The sequence below is a fragment of the Streptomyces sp. 11x1 genome (assembly GCF_032598905.1).
GTDB lineage: Bacteria > Actinomycetota > Actinomycetes > Streptomycetales > Streptomycetaceae > Streptomyces.
Genome location: NZ_CP122458.1, coordinates 3,229,103 through 3,246,612 on the forward strand (window position 1 = coordinate 3,229,103; position 17,510 = coordinate 3,246,612).

General features: G+C 71.8%; 13 protein-coding genes and 3 pseudogenes. 10 read left to right on the forward strand and 6 right to left on the reverse strand.

Translation table 11 applies throughout. From position 1 onward, the window contains the following. Positions 1-35 precede the first annotated feature (35 nt). Both P8T65_RS13855 and P8T65_RS13860 read left to right on the forward strand, forming a co-directional pair. A complete protein-coding gene (locus P8T65_RS13855) occupies positions 36-593 on the forward strand; it encodes a phage tail protein (RefSeq protein WP_184899626.1) in 558 nt (185 codons plus the stop codon). After that, entirely contained in the window at positions 590-2,155 is a 1,566-nt protein-coding gene (locus tag P8T65_RS13860) for an NADase-type glycan-binding domain-containing protein (protein ID WP_316725713.1), read from the forward strand. Before P8T65_RS13855 ends, P8T65_RS13860 begins: the two co-directional genes overlap by 4 nt. Before the next feature lie 298 nt (positions 2,156-2,453). Here the strand turns inward: P8T65_RS13860 and P8T65_RS13865 are convergent, their stop codons facing one another. The 3 genes and pseudogenes from P8T65_RS13865 to P8T65_RS13875 form a co-directional block, all read right to left on the reverse strand. Continuing rightward, positions 2,454-3,737: a hypothetical protein gene (locus P8T65_RS13865; RefSeq protein WP_316725714.1), complete on the reverse strand. Its 1,284-nt coding sequence runs from the start codon at positions 3,735-3,737 to the stop codon at positions 2,454-2,456. Positions 3,738-3,886: 149 nt separating this feature from the next. After that, positions 3,887-4,285, reverse strand: coding sequence for a hypothetical protein (locus P8T65_RS13870; RefSeq protein WP_230213572.1), 399 nt, complete (start codon positions 4,283-4,285; stop codon positions 3,887-3,889). Continuing rightward, positions 4,282-5,130, reverse strand: a pseudogene (locus tag P8T65_RS13875) (IS5 family transposase). The gene P8T65_RS13870 and the pseudogene P8T65_RS13875 overlap by 4 nt, the downstream one beginning before the upstream one ends. Positions 5,131-5,459: 329 nt before the next feature. Between P8T65_RS13875 and P8T65_RS13880 the strand changes: the two are divergent. The 8 genes and pseudogenes from P8T65_RS13880 to P8T65_RS13915 all read left to right on the forward strand — a co-directional run bounded on the left by P8T65_RS13880 (position 5,460) and on the right by P8T65_RS13915 (position 14,986). Next, the gene (locus tag P8T65_RS13880; RefSeq protein WP_316725715.1) at positions 5,460-6,299 is read left to right on the forward strand and encodes an IS5 family transposase; all 840 of its coding nucleotides are present in this window, start codon (positions 5,460-5,462) and stop codon (positions 6,297-6,299) included. A 101-nt stretch (positions 6,300-6,400) separates the two neighbouring features. Next, a pseudogene (locus P8T65_RS13885) lies at positions 6,401-6,754 on the forward strand (fatty acid desaturase family protein); the annotation flags it as partial. Beyond that, complete coding sequence (locus tag P8T65_RS13890) at positions 6,751-7,983, forward strand: histidine kinase (protein WP_316725716.1); 1,233 nt, start codon at positions 6,751-6,753, stop codon at positions 7,981-7,983. The pseudogene P8T65_RS13885 and the gene P8T65_RS13890, both read left to right, overlap by 4 nt. Positions 7,984-7,995: 12 nt before the next feature. Next, entirely contained in the window at positions 7,996-8,670 is a 675-nt protein-coding gene (locus P8T65_RS13895; protein ID WP_316725717.1) for a response regulator transcription factor, read from the forward strand. Between the two features lie 134 nt (positions 8,671-8,804). Then, positions 8,805-9,632 (forward strand): ABC transporter ATP-binding protein, encoded by an 828-nt coding sequence (locus P8T65_RS13900; RefSeq protein ID WP_316725718.1) that lies wholly within the window; start codon positions 8,805-8,807, stop codon positions 9,630-9,632. Further along, positions 9,629-12,160 (forward strand): FtsX-like permease family protein, encoded by a 2,532-nt coding sequence (locus P8T65_RS13905; RefSeq protein ID WP_316725719.1) that lies wholly within the window; start codon positions 9,629-9,631, stop codon positions 12,158-12,160. Before P8T65_RS13900 ends, P8T65_RS13905 begins: the two co-directional genes overlap by 4 nt. Positions 12,161-12,371: 211 nt before the next feature. Beyond that, positions 12,372-13,769 (forward strand): MFS transporter, encoded by a 1,398-nt coding sequence (locus P8T65_RS13910; RefSeq protein ID WP_316725720.1) that lies wholly within the window; start codon positions 12,372-12,374, stop codon positions 13,767-13,769. Beyond that, positions 13,766-14,986: an FAD-dependent monooxygenase gene (locus tag P8T65_RS13915; protein ID WP_316725721.1), complete on the forward strand. Its 1,221-nt coding sequence runs from the start codon at positions 13,766-13,768 to the stop codon at positions 14,984-14,986. The genes P8T65_RS13910 and P8T65_RS13915 overlap by 4 nt, the downstream gene beginning before the upstream one ends. Here P8T65_RS13915 and P8T65_RS13920 read toward each other — a convergent pair. The 3 genes and pseudogenes from P8T65_RS13920 to P8T65_RS13930 all read right to left on the reverse strand — a co-directional run. Further along, the gene (locus P8T65_RS13920) at positions 14,955-16,067 is read right to left on the reverse strand and encodes a hypothetical protein (protein WP_316725722.1); all 1,113 of its coding nucleotides are present in this window, start codon (positions 16,065-16,067) and stop codon (positions 14,955-14,957) included. The genes P8T65_RS13915 and P8T65_RS13920 overlap by 32 nt on opposite strands. A gap of 25 nt (positions 16,068-16,092) precedes the next feature. Next, complete coding sequence (locus P8T65_RS13925; RefSeq protein WP_316725723.1) at positions 16,093-16,422, reverse strand: helix-turn-helix transcriptional regulator; 330 nt, start codon at positions 16,420-16,422, stop codon at positions 16,093-16,095. 26 nt (positions 16,423-16,448) lie between these two features. Continuing rightward, a pseudogene (locus tag P8T65_RS13930) lies at positions 16,449-17,174 on the reverse strand (site-specific integrase); the annotation flags it as partial. Between the last annotated feature and the right edge of the window lie 336 nt (positions 17,175-17,510).

Consider the following 17,510-nt stretch of genomic DNA (forward strand, 5'->3'; position numbering starts at 1 on the left):
CCCCCCGAGCTCCTGGGCGCACTCGGAGGCCACATATGAGGGGCTCCATCGACGGCCTCGGCTCCTCCACGCCCATCGGCACGATGCTCCCGGCCGTGTTCGCCGACGACGACCTCGCCCAACGCTTCATCGGGGGCCTCGACGAGGTCCTCGCCCCGATCCTCTCCGTACTCGACTGCCTGGACTCCTACTTCACCCCCTCCCTGGCCCCCGTCGACTTCACCCAGTGGCTCGCCGGCTGGGTCGGCGCCGAGACGGACGGCACGGAGCCGGAGGACCGCCTGCGCGCCGCGGTGGCCGCCGCCGCGTACCTGCACCGGGTGCGCGGCACCCGGCGCGGCCTGTCCGAGGCCGTACGCCTGGTCTTCGGCGTGACCCCGGAGATCACCGAGAGCGGCGCCGCCACCTGGGACGCCCGCCCTCTCGGCCCGGTGCCGGGCGAACCCCGCCCGCGCCTGCACGTGGCCCTGCGCCTGCCCGACCCCACCCCGGCGGACGAACACCGGCTGGACAGCCTCGTCGCCGCCGCCCGCCCCGCCCACATGCCGTACACGGTCCAGGTGACCGCCGCCGAAAGGATCCCCGAGAGATGACCAGCCCGACCCCCGGCACCGGCCAGGCCCAGAGCTGCGCCGAATGCGGAACCCGCGGGGAGCCCGGCCAGTCCTTCTGCGACGCCTGCGGCGCGGTACTCGGCTGGTCCGGCACCCCGCCCCGGTCCACGACGTCCGCCGCCAGGAGCGAGACCGTCGACCGCGCGGACTCCTCCGGCGCTCGGAGCGACACCCCGGCCGGCACGGACACCGCCCACGCGACGAGCGACCCACGCCCCGCCGCCCCGACCCCGGCCCCCGCCACCGCTGCCCCGGCCCCGGCCCCGGCCAGCGCCGGCGCCAACACCCCCGGTGGCGAACCCGCTTGGGACGCCTTCGCCCACCCGGGCGCCGGAACCGGTACGGCCCGCACCGCGCACGACACGGCCCAGGCGGGAGCGACCCCGGCCGCCGCCACCGGCGTCGCCGTCCCGGACACCGGCACGGCGCCCCGTACGGACGCACCCGCCGCCGCCCACCCGGCGACCGCCCCGCCGGCCCCCGTCGCTCCGGAGGCCCACACCCAACCGCAGCCCCAGGCCCACCCCCAGTCCCCGGCAGCTCCCCACCCCGACGACGAGGCCCCCACCACCCCCCTCCCGACGCACGCCTCCCCCGCACCCCCCGCCTCACCGCCCCCTGCTCCCTCACCCTCTCCCTCGCCCTCGGCCGCCGACCGCGCCCGGTCCCTCCTGGTCCCGGTGGCCGACCCCGAGCCCCGGGCGCCCGCGGAGCCGGCCGTCGCCCCCGTGCTGCCGGGCCGTCCCGATGTGCAGCGTCCCCAGGTCCGCGCCCCGCAGCCGGAGTTCGGCACCGAGGGCGGTGTGCCCTGCCCGTGGTGCGGGACCCCCACCCGGCCGGACCGGCACTTCTGCGCACGCTGCGCGATGCCGATGGCCGGCCGCGCGGAGGCACCGGCACGGCTGCCGTGGTGGCGCCGGGTGCTCACGGGCCGCAACACGGAAACCCCGTGGGCGGGTGACCGCCCCCGGCTGCGCCGGGGCTTCGGCCAGATCCTCAGCTGGCTGGTCGGCGCCCTGGTCCTGACCCTGATCGTCACCCTCGCCTTCCAGGCCGACGACGCCTACCAGGCGACCCGCGACCACTTCGCCAAGCGCGCCTCGGTCGTCCCGGACAGCTTCAAGGCGTCCCGTTCCTTTCCCGGCCACAAGCCGCAGCTGGCCTTCGACACGTACAGCAACACGTGGTGGGGGCCGGGTGTCACCCAGTCCGGCGAGGGCGAGTGGATCGAGGCCCACTTCGAGGAGCCGATCCGTCTGCTCGACGTGGTGATCACCCCGGGGGTCTCCAAGAACGCGGACCAGCGCGCGGAGTCGGCCCGCCCGCACCGCATCGAGGCGAAGATCACCGCCGCCGACGGCTCCGTCTCCACCAAGACCCTCACCCTCGACCAGAGCGCCGGCGGCCAGCGCCGCAAGTTCCGCGTCGGCGACGCGGAGACCGTCCGGTTCACCATCCGCTCCGCCTACGGCGCGGACGCCGAGAAGCAGGTCGCGATAGCCGAGATCGAGTTCTTCGGCCGCTCCAACGGCAACAGCTAGCACCTGCCCGCCGCATCCGACCGTCCCTCGCCGTGACGACTCGCCGAACGCCCTTCCAGCAGGGTGGGCGTTCGGAACGTACGAGGGACGGGTGAGACACACGGACGTCACCCCACCGCCCCACCTGTACCGACTGCTCGCCTACTGCACCGCCCTCGGCCTCCCCACGGCCACTTGGTCCACGCGGCCGCCCCCTCCGGCGCCGCCCCCCCGACCCCACGCCCCACCTCGTCCGCCGGTCCGACGTCACGGTCACCGCCCACGTCCTCGACCTCGTTCAGTGCGGACGTGTGTGAGCTCAGAACTGTTTTCGGCTTGTTGACCTCAGTGAGCTCACACACGTTCGACGCCTCGTCAGGACTTGCGGGGGGGAGACCGCCATGATGCCGATGCACATCTCGTCGCTGGTGCCGTCGCCCCACACCACGTAGCGCGGCGGCAGCTTGCTCAGCTGCGGCAGGCGTTTGCGCAGCCCCGCGTCGTGCGTGCACGTCACCCGCAGGGTGTCTCCCGGGCCGATCTCCACCGGCGACGGCAGCTTCATCAGCCGCTGGTTGTCGAAGTCGAACTGCGGCACGTCCAGCACGACCTTGGCCTTCGGCGTGCCCGGGTTGAGTTCGACCTTCATGGCCCGCCCGAGCATGTGCATGTGGCCGAAACCGGCGAACAGCGTCATCGGCGCCTCCACCTCGTGGTCGCAGGTCTGGGTGTCACCGGGCTTCGGCGCGCCGCCCTGGTTGCACTCCTCCACCTGACGGTCCGCCATCTCGCCGACATCCGGCCCGAACCGCTTCGTCACGTCCGCGATCGAGGCCGCCCGGTCGCGGAGCGGACCCGACTCGTCGGCGGCGCAGGGCAGGTCGGTCGGCGCGTCGAGCGACCACGTCTCGAGTTCCCGGGTCTGCGGCGTGCCGTCCGTCAGCCGCAACCGCACCGCCGAGCGGTCCGACCCGGCCGCCTTGCCGTCGGTCGCGAGCAGGTTGTAGTGGATCTGGAGGACGAGCAGGCCGCCCGGCTCCAGCTTGTAGCCGGCGTCCTGGTCGAGCAGCGTCTCCTCGGCGCCCGGCGCCCAGGTGTCCACCCACGCCGCTTCCCCCTCTTCCACCTCGGCGCCGTCCACGCCGGTCCCGCCGAAACACTGCCAGCCGAGGCCGGGGGTCTTCGCGTCCTTCTCGCGCACCGCGGCAGCGCCGCCCGGCGGCACCGCGTACACGATGGCGTGGTGTGCGATGGCCGCGTTCTCCGGCGTGAACTGGGTCCCGGTCAGGAACGCCGCCTCGGTCAGGCCCGGATCGATCATCTGGCACCGGTACTCGTCCGTGCCGCCCTCCGGCGGCGCGGGCGTGTATGCCTCGGCCATCTCCAGGTCGACGAACCGCTCGCCGGCGCGCAGCGGCTGCGGTGGAGCCGACGACCCGCTCGCGTGCGCGCCGTGCGATCCGGTCGCGGCGGGCGCCGCACTGTTGTCGGCGTCCGACCCGCAGGCGACGACAGCGAACGCCGTCGCCAGCACCATGACGGCCGCCCCTAACCTCAACCGCCCGGGCGGCGCTTTCCCTGACGGCGCTGCGTTGACTGCCATCACTGGCCTCCTGCATACGGGTTGCATCGCTTGTCTGGATGCCTGTTTCCTAACGAGCGAACCTGAGACGACTGTTAGTGGGCGGTTCGTGAGCTGATGTCTGTTTCCGGCTGAGGTTGGTGCGAGGTCGCTGGTGGAGGTTCCGTCGGCTATTGCTTTCTGGCGAAGTTGCCGGTGTCGGCCTCGGTGAGGATGCCGAGTCTGACCAGGCGTTTCAGCTTGGCGCGGGTGCCTTCGACGTGCTTCGGCAGCAGTTCGTGGCCGAGGGCTTCGCAGACGTCCTTGGCCCGTAGCGGTCCGGTCGTGTGGTTGAACGCGGCGAGGATGCGGGGGTAGTCCGGGTGCTCGGGCAGGTCCGGCGGCGATGCGGGGAGCCGGTCGGCGAGGGCGGTGACGGTCGTGCGGGTGATCGCGAGGTGCTCCAGGTGCGTCTCGGCCTCCCGCAACCGGGTCTGTAGGTCGTCGATCTGTGCGCGGAGGTCGTCCGCGTGGGCCCGGGCGGCGTCTTCCTGGAGGCCCAGGGCGTCGAGCAGGGGCTGGATGTTCACGCTGCCGCCGCCTGCGCCTCGCGCCAGGTGGGGGCGTTCGCGCCGGTGAGGCGTCGGGTCATGACGTGGGTCATCGCCCAGTAGACGCGGGAGGCGGAGGAGGAGGGGCGGTGCTCGTAGTCACGGACCAGGCGCCGGTGCAGTATCAGGATCCCGTAGGTCTGCTCGACCCTCCACCGCTTCGGCTGCGGCACGAACCCCTTGACCTGCGGGTCGCGTTCGACGATCTCGACGTCGATCCCCAGGCCGGCGCCGTGCGCGACGACCTGGTTCTTGAAGCCCTGGTCGACCAGGGCCTTGCGGACACTTCCGCCGGCGTGTTCGGCGACCTGGTCCAGCAGGATGCTGCCCGCGGCGTTGTCGTGGGCGTTCGCGGCGAGGACGACGACTGCGATGACCAGGCCGAGGACGTCCACGGCCAGGCCCCGCTTGCGGCCCGGCACCCGCTTGGCCGGGTCGTGGCCGGTTGTGGAGGCGGGGACCCCGGCGGCCACGTGGACACTCTGGGTGTCCAGGACCACCAGGGTCGGGTCCTCTCATCGGCGGGCACTCTCCCGGACCTGGCAGCGCAGGAGTTCGTGGATGACCTGGTCGGTTCCGTCGTCCCGCCAGGCGGCGAAGTAGTAGTACGTCGCGCTCTTCTGCGGCAGGTCGTGCGGGAGATAGGCCCACTGGCAGCCGGTCCGGCCCTGGTAGAGGATCGCGTTCACGATCTCCCGCATCGCGTACTTGCCCTGGTGGCCGCTGACCGAGCGGTGCCGGGCCTTCCACGCGGTGATCACCGGTTCGATCAACGACCATTGCTCGTCCGATAAGTCACTCGGGTACGGCTTGCGTTCACTCACCCGGTCACACCACCAGATCAACAGCCGCGGACCGGCAGATTCCGCCCTGCCGCCACACCATCAGGCGACAGCAGATCCGCTCAAAGACTCACGAACCGCCCACTAAGAGGGCGTTTATGCAGGTCAAGCCCTATATGCGGCTCTCGCCACTGCCCTGCTTTGAGGGTCTTCATCCCATAGGCGACGAATGGTGCTCCCCAGGTCGAATGCTCGGCCATCCATCTCGTTCGCTTCTGTACCTGGAAGTCCGTCTGGTTTGAAGTTGCCGCGGAATCGCCCAATGAACAGCGGAACCAAGCCCTCCGCCTCGCCCGTGATCACGCTACGCCGTGAGCGAGCGCAAGCCGTACCCCAGCGACCTGTCCGACGCCCGATGGGCCCTGATCGAGCCGACGTTGACGGCCTGGAGAAAGGCCCGACTCGACCGCAGGCCAACCGGACAGCCGGCCAAGGTCGATTTACGGGACGTCTTCAACGCGATCCTCTACGTGAACCGCACCGGAATCCCCTGGAAATATCTCCCGCACGACTTCCCGAACCACGGCACCGTTTACGCCTACTACGCCGCCTGGCGCGACGAAGGAATCTTCGCCCAGCTCAACTACGACCTGACCGGACTGGCGCGAGTAAAAGAGGGGCGCAAGCCCGAGCCGACCGCATCCGTGATCGACACCCAGAGCGTGAAGACTTCCACCAACGTGCCCGTGACCAGCCAGGGAACGGACGCCGCGAAGAAAATTGTCGGCCGGAAGCGCGGCATCCTCACGGACACGATCGGACTCATCCTCGCTGTGACCGTCGCCGCCGCGGGCCTGTCGGAGAACGCCCTGGGAATCCGCCTGCTCGACCAGGCGAAGGAGATGTACCCGACCATCTCGAAGAGCTGGGTCGACACCGGCTTCAAGAATGCCGTCGTCGAGCACGGCGCCACCCTCGGAATCGACGTCGAAGTCGTCAACCGGAATCCGGAGAGCCGCGGCTTTCAGGTCGTGAAACGGCGCTGGGTGGTGGAGCGGAGTATCGGCTGGATCATGATGCACCGCCGCCTCGCCCGCGACTACGAGACCCTCACCGCCAGCTCCGAGGCCATGATCCACATCGCCTCGATCGACAACCTCGCCAGGCGCATAACGGACGAGACGACACCCACCTGGCGAGGAACGTACTAGGGCGTAAACGGCAATCTGCCCACTTCAAACGCCCTCTAAGAGGGCGTTTATGCAGGTCAAGGCCCGTACATACCTTATGCGAGTGTCCCATTTCGTCGAGGATGGACATGCCCGACCCCGACGGCGAGAAGTGGGGACACCTGCGGCTCCAGGTCCTCACGTCCCGCAACGTCAGGGGCAGCTTCCTCACCGACTGGTTCCTCGGGGGCCTCAACTACCAGATCGAGCACCACCTGTTCCCCAGCATGCCCCGCCCGCACCTGAGGCTCGCCCAGTCCATGGTGAAGGCCCGCTGCCGCGACCTCGGCATCCCCTACGCGGAGACCGACCTCGTCGACTCCTACCGTCAGGCCCTGCGGCACATGTGGGAGAACCGCTGCGTGCCGACATATGAGGAGCCGACGCCTTGCGCCACTCCGGACGCCGTCGCGGCGCACGTAGGCTGGTGCGCATGACCTCAGTGGAGGTGGAACGCCCGCGCGCACTGCTCGCGGGGGCTTCGCGGCGATGGGTGCGGCTGCTGCCGTGGGCCGTGGCGTTCGTGCTGTGCGTCGCCCTGCTGCCCACGACCATCGTGGTCCTCACCGCTGACTACGGCCTGACCGGAGGCGTCGCCGGCGGGTTGGCCGTCGCGCAGGCCGCGCCGCTGCTGCTCGCCGTCGTACGGCCGCTGCAGGCCTGGTACGTGGTCTTCGTCGCGGACGTCGCCGGGGCGCTCGCCCTGCTCACCGTCGACTTCCAGGAGCGGCTGCTGTGGCCGTTCCCGCCCATGGAGATCGTCGGGTACGTCGGCCTCTGCCTCGCGCTGGGGCTGCGCGAGCGGCGCCGGACACTGCTGCTGGTGTGGCTGGCCACGGCCGCCGCGAACGTGGCCCTGGGGTTCGTCGCGCCCCATGGCTTCGGCGCCATGGGCCTGCTGTTCACCATCCTCGGGGGCGTCGCGCTCCTGCTGGGCGGTGCGCTGCGCGAGCGGTCCGAGGCGCAGCGCAGGCTGGTCGAGCAGGAGACGATCAGCGAGGCCGAACGTGGCCGGCGGACGCTGCTGGAGGAGCGCGCCCGGATCGCCCGCGAGCTGCACGACGTGGTGGCACACCACATGTCCGTCATCACGGTGCAGGCGGACACCGCGGAGTACCGCCTCGACAGGCTGCCGCCGGACGTGCGGGAGGAGTTCACGTCCATCGCGGCGACCGCGCGCGAGTCGCTCGGCGAAATGCGACGGCTCCTCGGCGTGCTGCGCAACGAGGAGGCGCACGGCGAGCTCGTGCCCCAGCCGGGCCTGGCGCAGATCGGGCAGCTGGTGGAAGTGACGGCGAGGGCCCGCGGGCCGGTGGAGTTCACCCCCTGCGACGTCGAGGTGCCCGAGGCGGTCGGCCTGTCCGCGTACCGGATCGTCCAGGAGGCCCTCTCGAACGTCGTGCGGCACGCGCCGGGTGCCCGCACGCAGGTGTCGCTGTCGGTGACGGAGTCCGATCCGCAGGACGGTGCGCGGCTCACCGTCCTGGTCGTCAACGGACCGCCGCCCCAGCCGCCCGACGGGCCGCTCGAGGTGGGCGGCACCGGGCACGGCCTCGTCGGCATGCGCGAGCGGGTGCGGCTCGTAGGCGGCAGCCTGGACACGGGGCCGCTGCCGGACGGCGGCTTCCGGGTCGCCGCCCAACTTCCCCTGAACTTCCTTGACTGAAAAGGACTTCACGTGACGACGCGCGTCATCATCGTCGACGACCAGGCCATGGTGCGGGCCGGCTTCGCCGCCCTGCTGGCCGCCCAGAGCGACATCGACGTGGTGGGCGAGGCCCCCGACGGCGCGCAGGGCGTCGAGCTGAGCCGACGTACCCACCCGGACGTCGTGCTGATGGACGTGCGGATGCCCGAGATGGACGGGCTGGAGGCCGCACGCCGCCTCCTGGAGCCGGCACCCGGTGTGACACACCGGCCGCGCGTCCTGATGCTCACCACCTTCGACGTCGACGACTACGTCTACGAGGCGCTCCGGGCGGGCGCGAGCGGCTTCCTCCTCAAGGATGCGCCGCCGGCCGACCTCATCGCGGCGGTCCGCGTCGTGGCCTCGGGCGACGCGCTGCTCGCCCCTTCCGTGACGCGCCGCCTCATCGCGGACTTCGCCAGGCAGCGTCCCGCCGTCCGGGGCAAGCCCGCGCTGCGGCTCAAAGGCCTGACGGAACGCGAGACCGAGGTCCTCACGCTGGTGGCCCGCGGGCAGTCGAACGGGGAGATCGCGCAGACGCTGGTGCTGGCTGAGCAGACGGTGAAGACGCACGTCAGCCGCGTCCTGACCAAGCTTGACCTGCGCGACCGCGCCCAGGCGGTGGTCTTCGCCTACGAGTCGGGGCTGGTCGCTCCAGGCGAGTAGGACCGCCCCCGCCCCTCCTCCACCCCCTACCGCGGTAGCACCCCCACATTGGCTCCCCGGTATGACGCCCGGCGCTCAGCCGTCCCCGCACTCTTCACCCGTCACAGAAAGTGCACGTGAGAGGGAGACGGGACATGAGGCTACGCAGGGGCAAGCGGCAGAAGGCGGACAACCGGCCCGAGGTCCCGGCCGCCACGCCCGGTCTCGCCGTCGAACTGCGCGACGTCCGGCGGCAGTACGGCCGCGGGGCGGGCACGGTGCACGCCCTCGCGGGCATCGACCTCGCCCTGCCGCGCGGCACGTTCACCGCGGTCATGGGCCCGTCCGGGTCCGGCAAGTCCACCTTCCTGCAGTGCGCCGCCGGGCTCGACCGGCCGACGGCGGGATCCGTGCGCCTCGGCGGCACGGAGATCACCGGCATGAGCGAGAACGAGCTCACCGAGCTGCGCCGCAGCCGCCTCGGCTTCGTCTTCCAGGCGTTCAACCTGCTGCCGTCGCTGACCGTGGAACAGAACGTGCTGCTGCCCATGCGCCTGGCCGGGCAGCGCCAGGACCGGCGCCAGGCGCAGGCGGTGCTCGCCCAGGTCGGACTCGCCGACAAGGCGAAGCGCCGGCCCGGAGAGCTCTCCGGCGGTCAGCAGCAACGCGTGGCCGTCGCCCGCGCCCTGGTCACCAGCCCCGACGTGATCTTCGCGGACGAACCCACCGGCGCCCTCGACACCGGCACCGCCGCCGAGGTCCTGGGCCTGCTGCGCAACGCGGTGGACGCTCTGGGCGCCACCGTTGTCATGGTCACCCACGACCCGGCCGCGGCCGCCTGGGCCGACCGTGTGCTGTTCCTCGCCGGTGGCGCCTTCGCCGACCACCTCGAGCGCGGTTCGGCGGAGCAGATCGCGGCACGGATGGCCGTGCTCACCTCGCGCGCCTCCCGCTCCGGTGCGATGGCGGGGGTGGCGGCATGACGCGCCCCAACGGACTCGCCCGTGAGGCCGTGCGCTTCAAGCCCGCGTCCTTCGCGGGGACCTTCCTCGCGCTGCTGATGTCCGCACTGATCGTCTCGGCCTGCGGAATCCTGCTCGAGACCAGCCTGCGCGCCTCCGTGCCGCCGGAACGGTACGCGAACGCGCTGGTCGTCGCGGCGGCGGACCAGAACAAGTACGTCGTCACCGGCAACGACGAGGACCGTGAGAAGGAGGCGACGCCCCTGCCGGACACGGCACGGATGGACGCCGGGCTGGCGGCGAAGGCCGCCGGGGCGCCGGGTGCGGCCACCGCCGTCGCGGACTTCACCTTCCCGGTGCGCGCGACGGACGCCGGCGCCCGTGCACTGACTGTTCCGGGCGGTGTGCTCACCGCGCACGGATGGGGCTCGCACACGTTCACCGGCACCTCGCTGACCACCGGCTCCGCACCCCGCGAGGGGGAAGTCGTCCTCGACGCGGGAACGGCCCGCGCCGCCCACGCCGCGGTCGGCGACACCGTCGTACTGGAGACCGCCGCCGGCCGGCAGGACTTCCGCGTCGCTGGCGTCGCCGAGGCCGGCCCCGCGGAGACCGCCCGCGACTCCGGCGACGCGGGTGCCCTGACGTGGTTCGCCGACACCCAGGCCCCCATGCTCGCCGGGCATCCCGGCAAGGCCGACGCCGTCGTCGTGCTGGCGGAGGACGGCACCGACGCCGACGCCCTCGCCGGCGCCGTGAAGCAGGCCCTGGCCGGCTCCGGCGTCCAGGTCCACACCGGCGACGACCGCGGTGCCGTCGAGGACCCGGGCCTCGGGTACGCCAAGGTGACGCTCTTCGGAATCGGCGGCTCCTTCGGCGGCATCGCCGCCATCGTCGCGGTCTTCACGGCCGCCGGAACCGTCGCGCTCTCGGTTGGTCAGCGGGCCCGCGAGTTCGCCCTGCTGCGCGCCGTCGGCGCCACCCCGCGGCAGGTCCGCCGCGCGGTCGCCTCCGAAGCACTGCTCGTCGCGCCGCTCGCCGGGATCATCGGCTGCCTGCCCGGCATCGGGCTCGCCCACTGGTGGTTCGGGCAGCTCCAGGACCGGGGCGCCATCCCGCGCGCCGTGGACCTGCACGTCTCCGGGCTTCCGCTGCTCGCCGCCGTCGTCATGGGGCTGCTCACCGCGCTCGGCGCAGGCTGGATGGCCGGGCGTCGGCCCGCGAAGATCAAGCCCGGACAGGCGCTGTCGGACGCGTCGGTGGAGCGGCTGCGGCCCGGTCTGGTCCGTACCCTCCTCGGCGTCGGCGCCCTCGTCGGAGGCGCGATCCTCACCGGCGTGTCCGCCCGCTCCGCCGGGGACGACGCGGCCGGCGCCGCCCTCGGCATCGTCATGCTCTTCATGCTCGCCGTCGGGCTGCTCGGCCCGCTGGTGGCACGGCTGTGCGCCGGCCTGTTCGGCCTCCCGCTGCGCGGCGCGGGCCCGTCCGCCGAGCTCGCGGCCGCCAACTCCCGTACCAACGCCCGCCGCCTCGCCTCCGCGATCACCCCGATCGTGCTCGCCGTGGCCTTCTCCTCGACCCTCGTGTTCATGCACACGAGCGAGACCCACGCCGCCGACAAGCAGCTGCGCGCGGGCATCACCGCGGACCACGTGGTGACGGACCCGGCCGGGCTCCCGGTGGACGCGGCGGCACGCGCCGCCCGCGCGCCGGGCGTGGAGGCGGCCGTCGGGCTGCTGAACACGCAGGTGCTGGTGCCGACCGGCTCCGGCGAGTTCAAGTCGCTCCAGGGCGCGGCCACCCAGGGCGTCACCGGCTCTGGCGCCGAGCTGGCGAAGGTGCAGGACCTGGACGTACGCGACGGCAGCCTCGACCGGCTCGGCGAGGGGCGTATCGCCATCGACAAGACCCTGGCGACCTCGGCGGACGCCGGTGTCGGCGACCGGCTCCCGCTCTACCTCCCCGACGGGACGGAGGTCAGCCCCGAGATCGTCGCGGTCTACGGCCGCGGCCTCGGCCTGGCCACGGTGACCATGGACCGGGCGTCCCTGGCCGGGCACGTCACCTCGGGCTTCGACAGCACGCTCCTGGTACGGGGCGGCTCGGAGAAGTCGCTCACCGCCCTGGGCGAGGTCACCGACGCCTCCGGCTACGCCACCGAGCAGAACCGCGACGCGAAGCTGGGCGCCTGGATGAACAACACCATGGCCGCGGTCCTCGGTGGGTTCGCCGCCGTCGCCGCGGTCAACACCCTGGTGATGACGGTCCTGGACCGCCGCCGCGAGCTGGGCATGTTGCGCCTCGTCGGCTCCACCCGGCGTCAGGTGATGACGATGCTCCGCTGGGAGGGCCTGCTGGTCGCTGTGGTGGGCGTGGTCCTCGGCTCCGCGATCGCCGCGGCCACGCTGATCCCGATGATGAGCGGCGTGACCGGTGACATGCCGTACGTGCCCCCGCTGGTGTACGGATGCTTCGCGGTCGCCGCCGGCGGCCTGGCCCTGCCGGCGGTCACGCTGCCGGCCCGGGCCACGCTGCGCCGCTGGTCCTAGCCCATCCGGGGCGGCAGCCGGCATCGCATCGGCCCCCGTACCCGGCTCCCACCCCGTATCGGCTCCCGTCTCTCGGGCCGCGGAGCAGCGCACACCGTGCCGCGGCGGCCCTTGCCCGCGTCGGGCACGAGCCGCGGGGCGGCAGCGCCACATGCCGTGCGCGCCCCCCGCTGCCCCCTTCCTCACCCGGGCAATGACGGAAAGGACACTCATGACCACAACCCTGGCTCCCCCGGTCCCCATCGGGAAGGCCGCTGTCGGAGCCCTCGGTTTACTGGCACTGTCCACCGGCGCTCTGGAGTCGGTGGTGTCACCGACGATCCCGCTCCTGGAACGCGAACTGGACATGAGCCAGTCCGAAGGGGCGCTGCTCAGCATCGTGCTCCTCATCACCGGGGCACTCATCACGCCGTTGGCAGGCAAGTTCGGCGACCGCTACGGCGGGAAACGGGTCCTGATCCGGCTGATGGCGGTCGTCGCGGTCGGCGGCACGGTGTCCGCCCTGGCCCCGAACCTGCCCGTGCTGCTGCTCGGGCAGGTGCTGCAAGGGGCGATGGTGGGCGCGCTTCCCCTGTCGTTCATCGTCGTGCGCAAAAACCTGCCCCCAGGAGAGTCGAAGGTTGCCATCGGGGTGGTCAGCGGACTCTTCGTCGGGGGAGGGATGGTCGGCATGCTGTCGGCCGGGCCGGTGGCGGAAGAGCTCTCCCGGCACTGGATGTTCGCGCTGCCCACGATCGCGGTCATCGGGGCCACCCTGCTCGTGAACAGGCTCATGCCGTCCGACCAGCCGGGCGGGTCGGACGACGCCGACATCGACTGGCCCGGCCTGCTGCTCCTGAGCGGGATACTGGTCACGCTCATGCTCGTACTCGCGCTGGCGCCCGAAGCGGCCTCGCAACCACTCGTGCTCGGCGCCCTCGTCGTGTTTCTGGCCGTCTTCGTCACCGGTTGGGTGTCCGTCGAACGGCGTGCGGCCTCTCCGATGATCGATCTGCACATGCTGGCACGGCCCGCGATCTGGAAGGCGTGTGCGCTGACATTCGTGATCTGCCTCGGCACCTCGATGGCGGTCTATCTCGTTCCGCAGCTGCTCGACGAGCGCGGCGACGGGTACGGATTCAGCGCCAGCGCCACCGAGATCGGCTTCTTCCTGCTGCCCGGCGCCGTCGCCGCGACGCTGGCCGGGCCGCTCGGCGGTATCGGGGACCGGCGTTTCGGCTCGCGTGCCGTGGTCAACACCGGGGTCGTCATGATGGCCGTCTCCCTGGTCGTCCTGGCGTCCGTGCACACCGAGGTCTGGCACGTCGTCGTCGGCAAGGCGCTGATCGCGCTGGCCAACGGCCTGTGCGTCACGGCGATGATGACCAGCACCGCCACGGCCGTCGATGCCAAGGACACCGGCATCGCCACCAGCCTGATCCTGGTGAGCCGTGTACTCGGCTACGCCGTGGGCGGGCAGCTCGGTGGTGCGCTCCTCACCGCCGCAACCCCTTCCGGGTCGGAGGTCTCGGCCGAATCGGCCTACGTCACCGGCTTCGTCATAGCCGGCGTCGTCACGTCGCTGGCCCTGTTCGTCACTCGCACCATGCCCAAAGGAGTCAAGGAATGACCCTCACCGATCAGCTGACGGATGTCCGTAGCACGCCGAGGCGCAAGGTCCTGATATCCGGGGCCAGCATCGCGGGGCCCGCCCTCGCGTTCTGGCTGAACCGCTACGGATACGCGGTCACGGTCGTGGAGAAGGCGCCCACCCTGCGTGGGGGTGGCTATCCCATCGACGTGCGCGGCACCGCACTGGAAGTCGTCCGAAGGATGGGGATCCTGCCGCGGCTGCGGGACGCGCACATCGACCTGCGGCGGCTGACCTTCCTCGATTCGGACGGCAGCGAGGTGACCTCCCTTCACCCGCATGCCGTCACCGGCGGCGTCGCGGGACGGGACCTGGAGGTACGGCGCGGGGATCTGACGGAAGCGCTGTACATGGCGGTCCGTGACGACGTGGAGTTCCTGTTCAACGACTCCATCGACACCCTCGACCAGAGCGACCACGGGGTCGACGTCACCTTCCACGGGGGCGGCAGCCGCACGTTCGACATGGTGTTCGGTGCGGACGGCATGCACTCGCGCACCCGGGAGATGCTGTTCGACCCCGAAGAGCAGTTCCACCGCTACCTCGGCTACTGCTTCGCTGTGTTCACCATGCGCAACACCTTCGGGCTCTCCCACGAGACCGTGATGTGGAACGCCCCGGGCAGGGCCGCGGCACTCTATGCCGTGGGGGACGACGACGAGGTGCACGCCTTCCTGAACTTCGCCCGGCCGGAGCCGCCCATGGACGCGTTCCGGGGCCCGCAGGCCCAACGCGACCTGGTCGCCAAGGTCTTCGCCGACGCGGGATGGGAGGTCCCGGGCATGCTGGCCGCCCTGCGCGAGGCGGAGGACCTGTTCTTCGACGGGGTCAGCCAGATCCGCATGCCCCGCTGGTCCAGCGGCAGGGTCGCGCTGGTCGGCGACGCCGCGTACGCGCCCTCGTTCCTCACCGGACAGGGCACCAGCCTCGCGCTCGTCGGCGCGTACATGCTCGCCGGCTGCCTCGCGGACCGGGGTCACGGCGCGGGCTTCGCCGCCTACGAACGCGACACCCGGCAGTTCGTGACCGCGAACCAAGGGCTGGTCAGCCAGGGCGGCGCCACCCTCTTCCCCACCACCGCCCAGGCCCTGGAGCAGCGCAACGAACGACTGCGCAGCCTCAGCGCCATGCCACCGGCGGAGGGAAAGCCGGCTCATTCGGCGCTCACTCTGCTCGAGCCCCTGCGCCCGGCATGACCGCCGAGCCGGGTCGGGCCCTGCTGGCTGATGGAGCTCCATCTGGAACCTCGTGCTCGCGCCGGCCCTGGCCACGCAGGACCTTGACCCACAGCCGGACCTCGTCGGCGACGGTCGGCGGCAGGGTGCCGATGGTGGACTCGGCCCAGACCTGGTCAGCGTCCCGGTGCAGTTCGGGGTCCTCGGCCAGCAAGCCCCGGGCGGCGAGGAACTGGCAGACCCGTTTGGCCGCGAGGTTGGGGTCGAGCAGGGCGAGGTCGTGGACGTCGCGCTCCTGGAAGACCGTTTCGGCACCGAGCCAGTACACCAGGATCGTCAGGGTGCGGATGTCCTTGCGGTACGCGGGGTCCTGCCGGCCGCGGCGCAGCCGGTCCAGTTCCTCGGTCAGTGCACGGGCCGCGCTGGTCAACGGCAGGTCCCTGTAGCTGCGGCGGCGCAGGCGGGCCATGACCGGCGACCAGTCGCGCCGCATCCCGAAGAGCGGCTCCTGACCGCGGGCGGCGTGGAGGGCGGACACCGCCTCGTCCTCGTCTCCCACCGGCGCAGGTTCGGCGACCGGGATCAACTGGGCCTGGCCTGGAGTCCCGTGCGGGAGGTCGATGACCAGCTGGGTGGCCCCAGCCGTTGCCGGGCCCGCGTCGTCCAGGTGCCGGTAGAGACGGCAGGTGCGGCACCGGCCGCCGCGCAGCGGCAGGCCGTCCCGAAGGCACCGGACGCACCGGCCCAAAGGGTGCAGCTCACGCCAGTGAAGGCACGGCTTGCAGCGGAAGCCCCGTTTGCCGCCGGCCATCCAGGCGCCGCAGTCGCGGCACGACCGCGCCACGGACGGCGGCAACGCCGCCGGGGCGGTGAGGTAGGTGGTGGTGGGCTGGTCGGTGGTGGAGAACCGCATCGGCTCCGGCGCCTGGTCAAGCAGTCCGGCCCGCAGCAGGACCAGGCGCACCGCGTCTCCGTTGGTCGGCAGGTCCCGCAGCATCGGCTCCGGCAGCCGTACGGCGCCCTCCGCCTCCCGTACCGCCAGCGCGAGGCGGACCACTTCGGCCCAGGCACACCGGGCAGCTCCGCGCCAGCCCCTGACCACGATCCTTTGCCGCTGCCGGGTCCCCTCAGTTCGGCGGGAGCGAGCGCGGCCCGGCGCCCCGACGGCTGCGCGGCACCGGCCGTACCGGGCCCGCGGTCGGCCCTTCCTCGGCGCCGACCGCGCGCCGGCCGGACTCCGGCGCCGCCTGGGCGTCTGCGAGCGGCTCGGCCTGGAGCAGGTCGGCGACCGTGCAGTTCAGCGCGGCGCACATCTTGTCCAGGTCCTCCAGGCGCACGGTGACCGGCGTGCCGCCCCACAGGGCCGCGACCTTGCTCAGCAAGGGGGTGAACCCCACCTGTTGGAAGGCGGCCAGCACCTCGGTCGGCCGCCACAGGTCCCGTTGCGCGGCCACCATCCGAAGGTTCCACTTCACCGTAGGTTGTACCACCACAAGAGGGCGCGGCCTTCCTGGAACATGTACGCCTCGCGCGGTCGCGGCCCTGAGCCGTGCGCGCCCTTGCCCAGCACGACGAACCGGCCCCACTGCCCGTGCTCCCAGTGCAGATCCCCCATGCACACGCCGCACAATTCCGCCGTGCGGACGCCGGAGAGGTAGGCGACCTTGGTCATCACGTAGTCGCGGCAGGCGACCAGGTACTTCCGCGCGTTGGGCAAGTCCTCGCGCCACCGGCCGAGGAAGTCCCGCATGGCCGTCTGCGACGGCGGGATCCGCAGGCCGAAGTCCCCGCGGTGCCGGGGCCGGTTGAACGGGTCGATCGGCGACTCGACGGCGGCGCCGAAGCGCCGCATGATCTCGCCGGCGTACCGCTGCTCGAGGAACGCGAAGTATGCGTCGATCTTGTTGATCTTCCCGCGCAGCGTCGACGGCGCCCGCTTGCCCGGGCCGGCGAAGTAGCGGTCGACCTCACGTGGGGAAAGCTGCCAGGGCACGGTGCCGTAGTACTCGCAGACTTCCACCACCGGCTTGAGCAGGCCGTCGAGCGTCGTCGGCGCCAGGCTGGCCGCGTCCCGGGCCCACTGGTACTCCGAGAGCGTGTCGAGGAAGAAGCTCTCCTCGTCGGTGGCGGACATGCGGGCCTGGCGGCGGCGCTGCAGGGTGACGACGTTTGCCAGCCCTGCCTCCACCGACACCGCGGCCGGATCCACCGCCGCGCTGACGTCGGCCCCTGGGCGCACCAGCGTCAGGACGCGACTTTCGGAATCTGACACGAACCCGGAAATTACATGGGTTACTCGCAGAATCTGCGAGTAACTGCTGAGATCCCACACCAACGGGTGAATGCCGCCGAAGACGCGGTCTGCCTGCTGAAATGCAGCTTCCCCGAATCAGATCACCATGGACGAACCCGCGCGCACTCCACTATGTGATCGTGGGGAGGGAGGGGTCCCGGGGTGCGGGCCCCTGTTGTGTATGCACATGCATGCATCACCCGGTGCACCCCTGTCCCGCCCTGCCCCATTCCCTCCCCACCCCGGTACGAC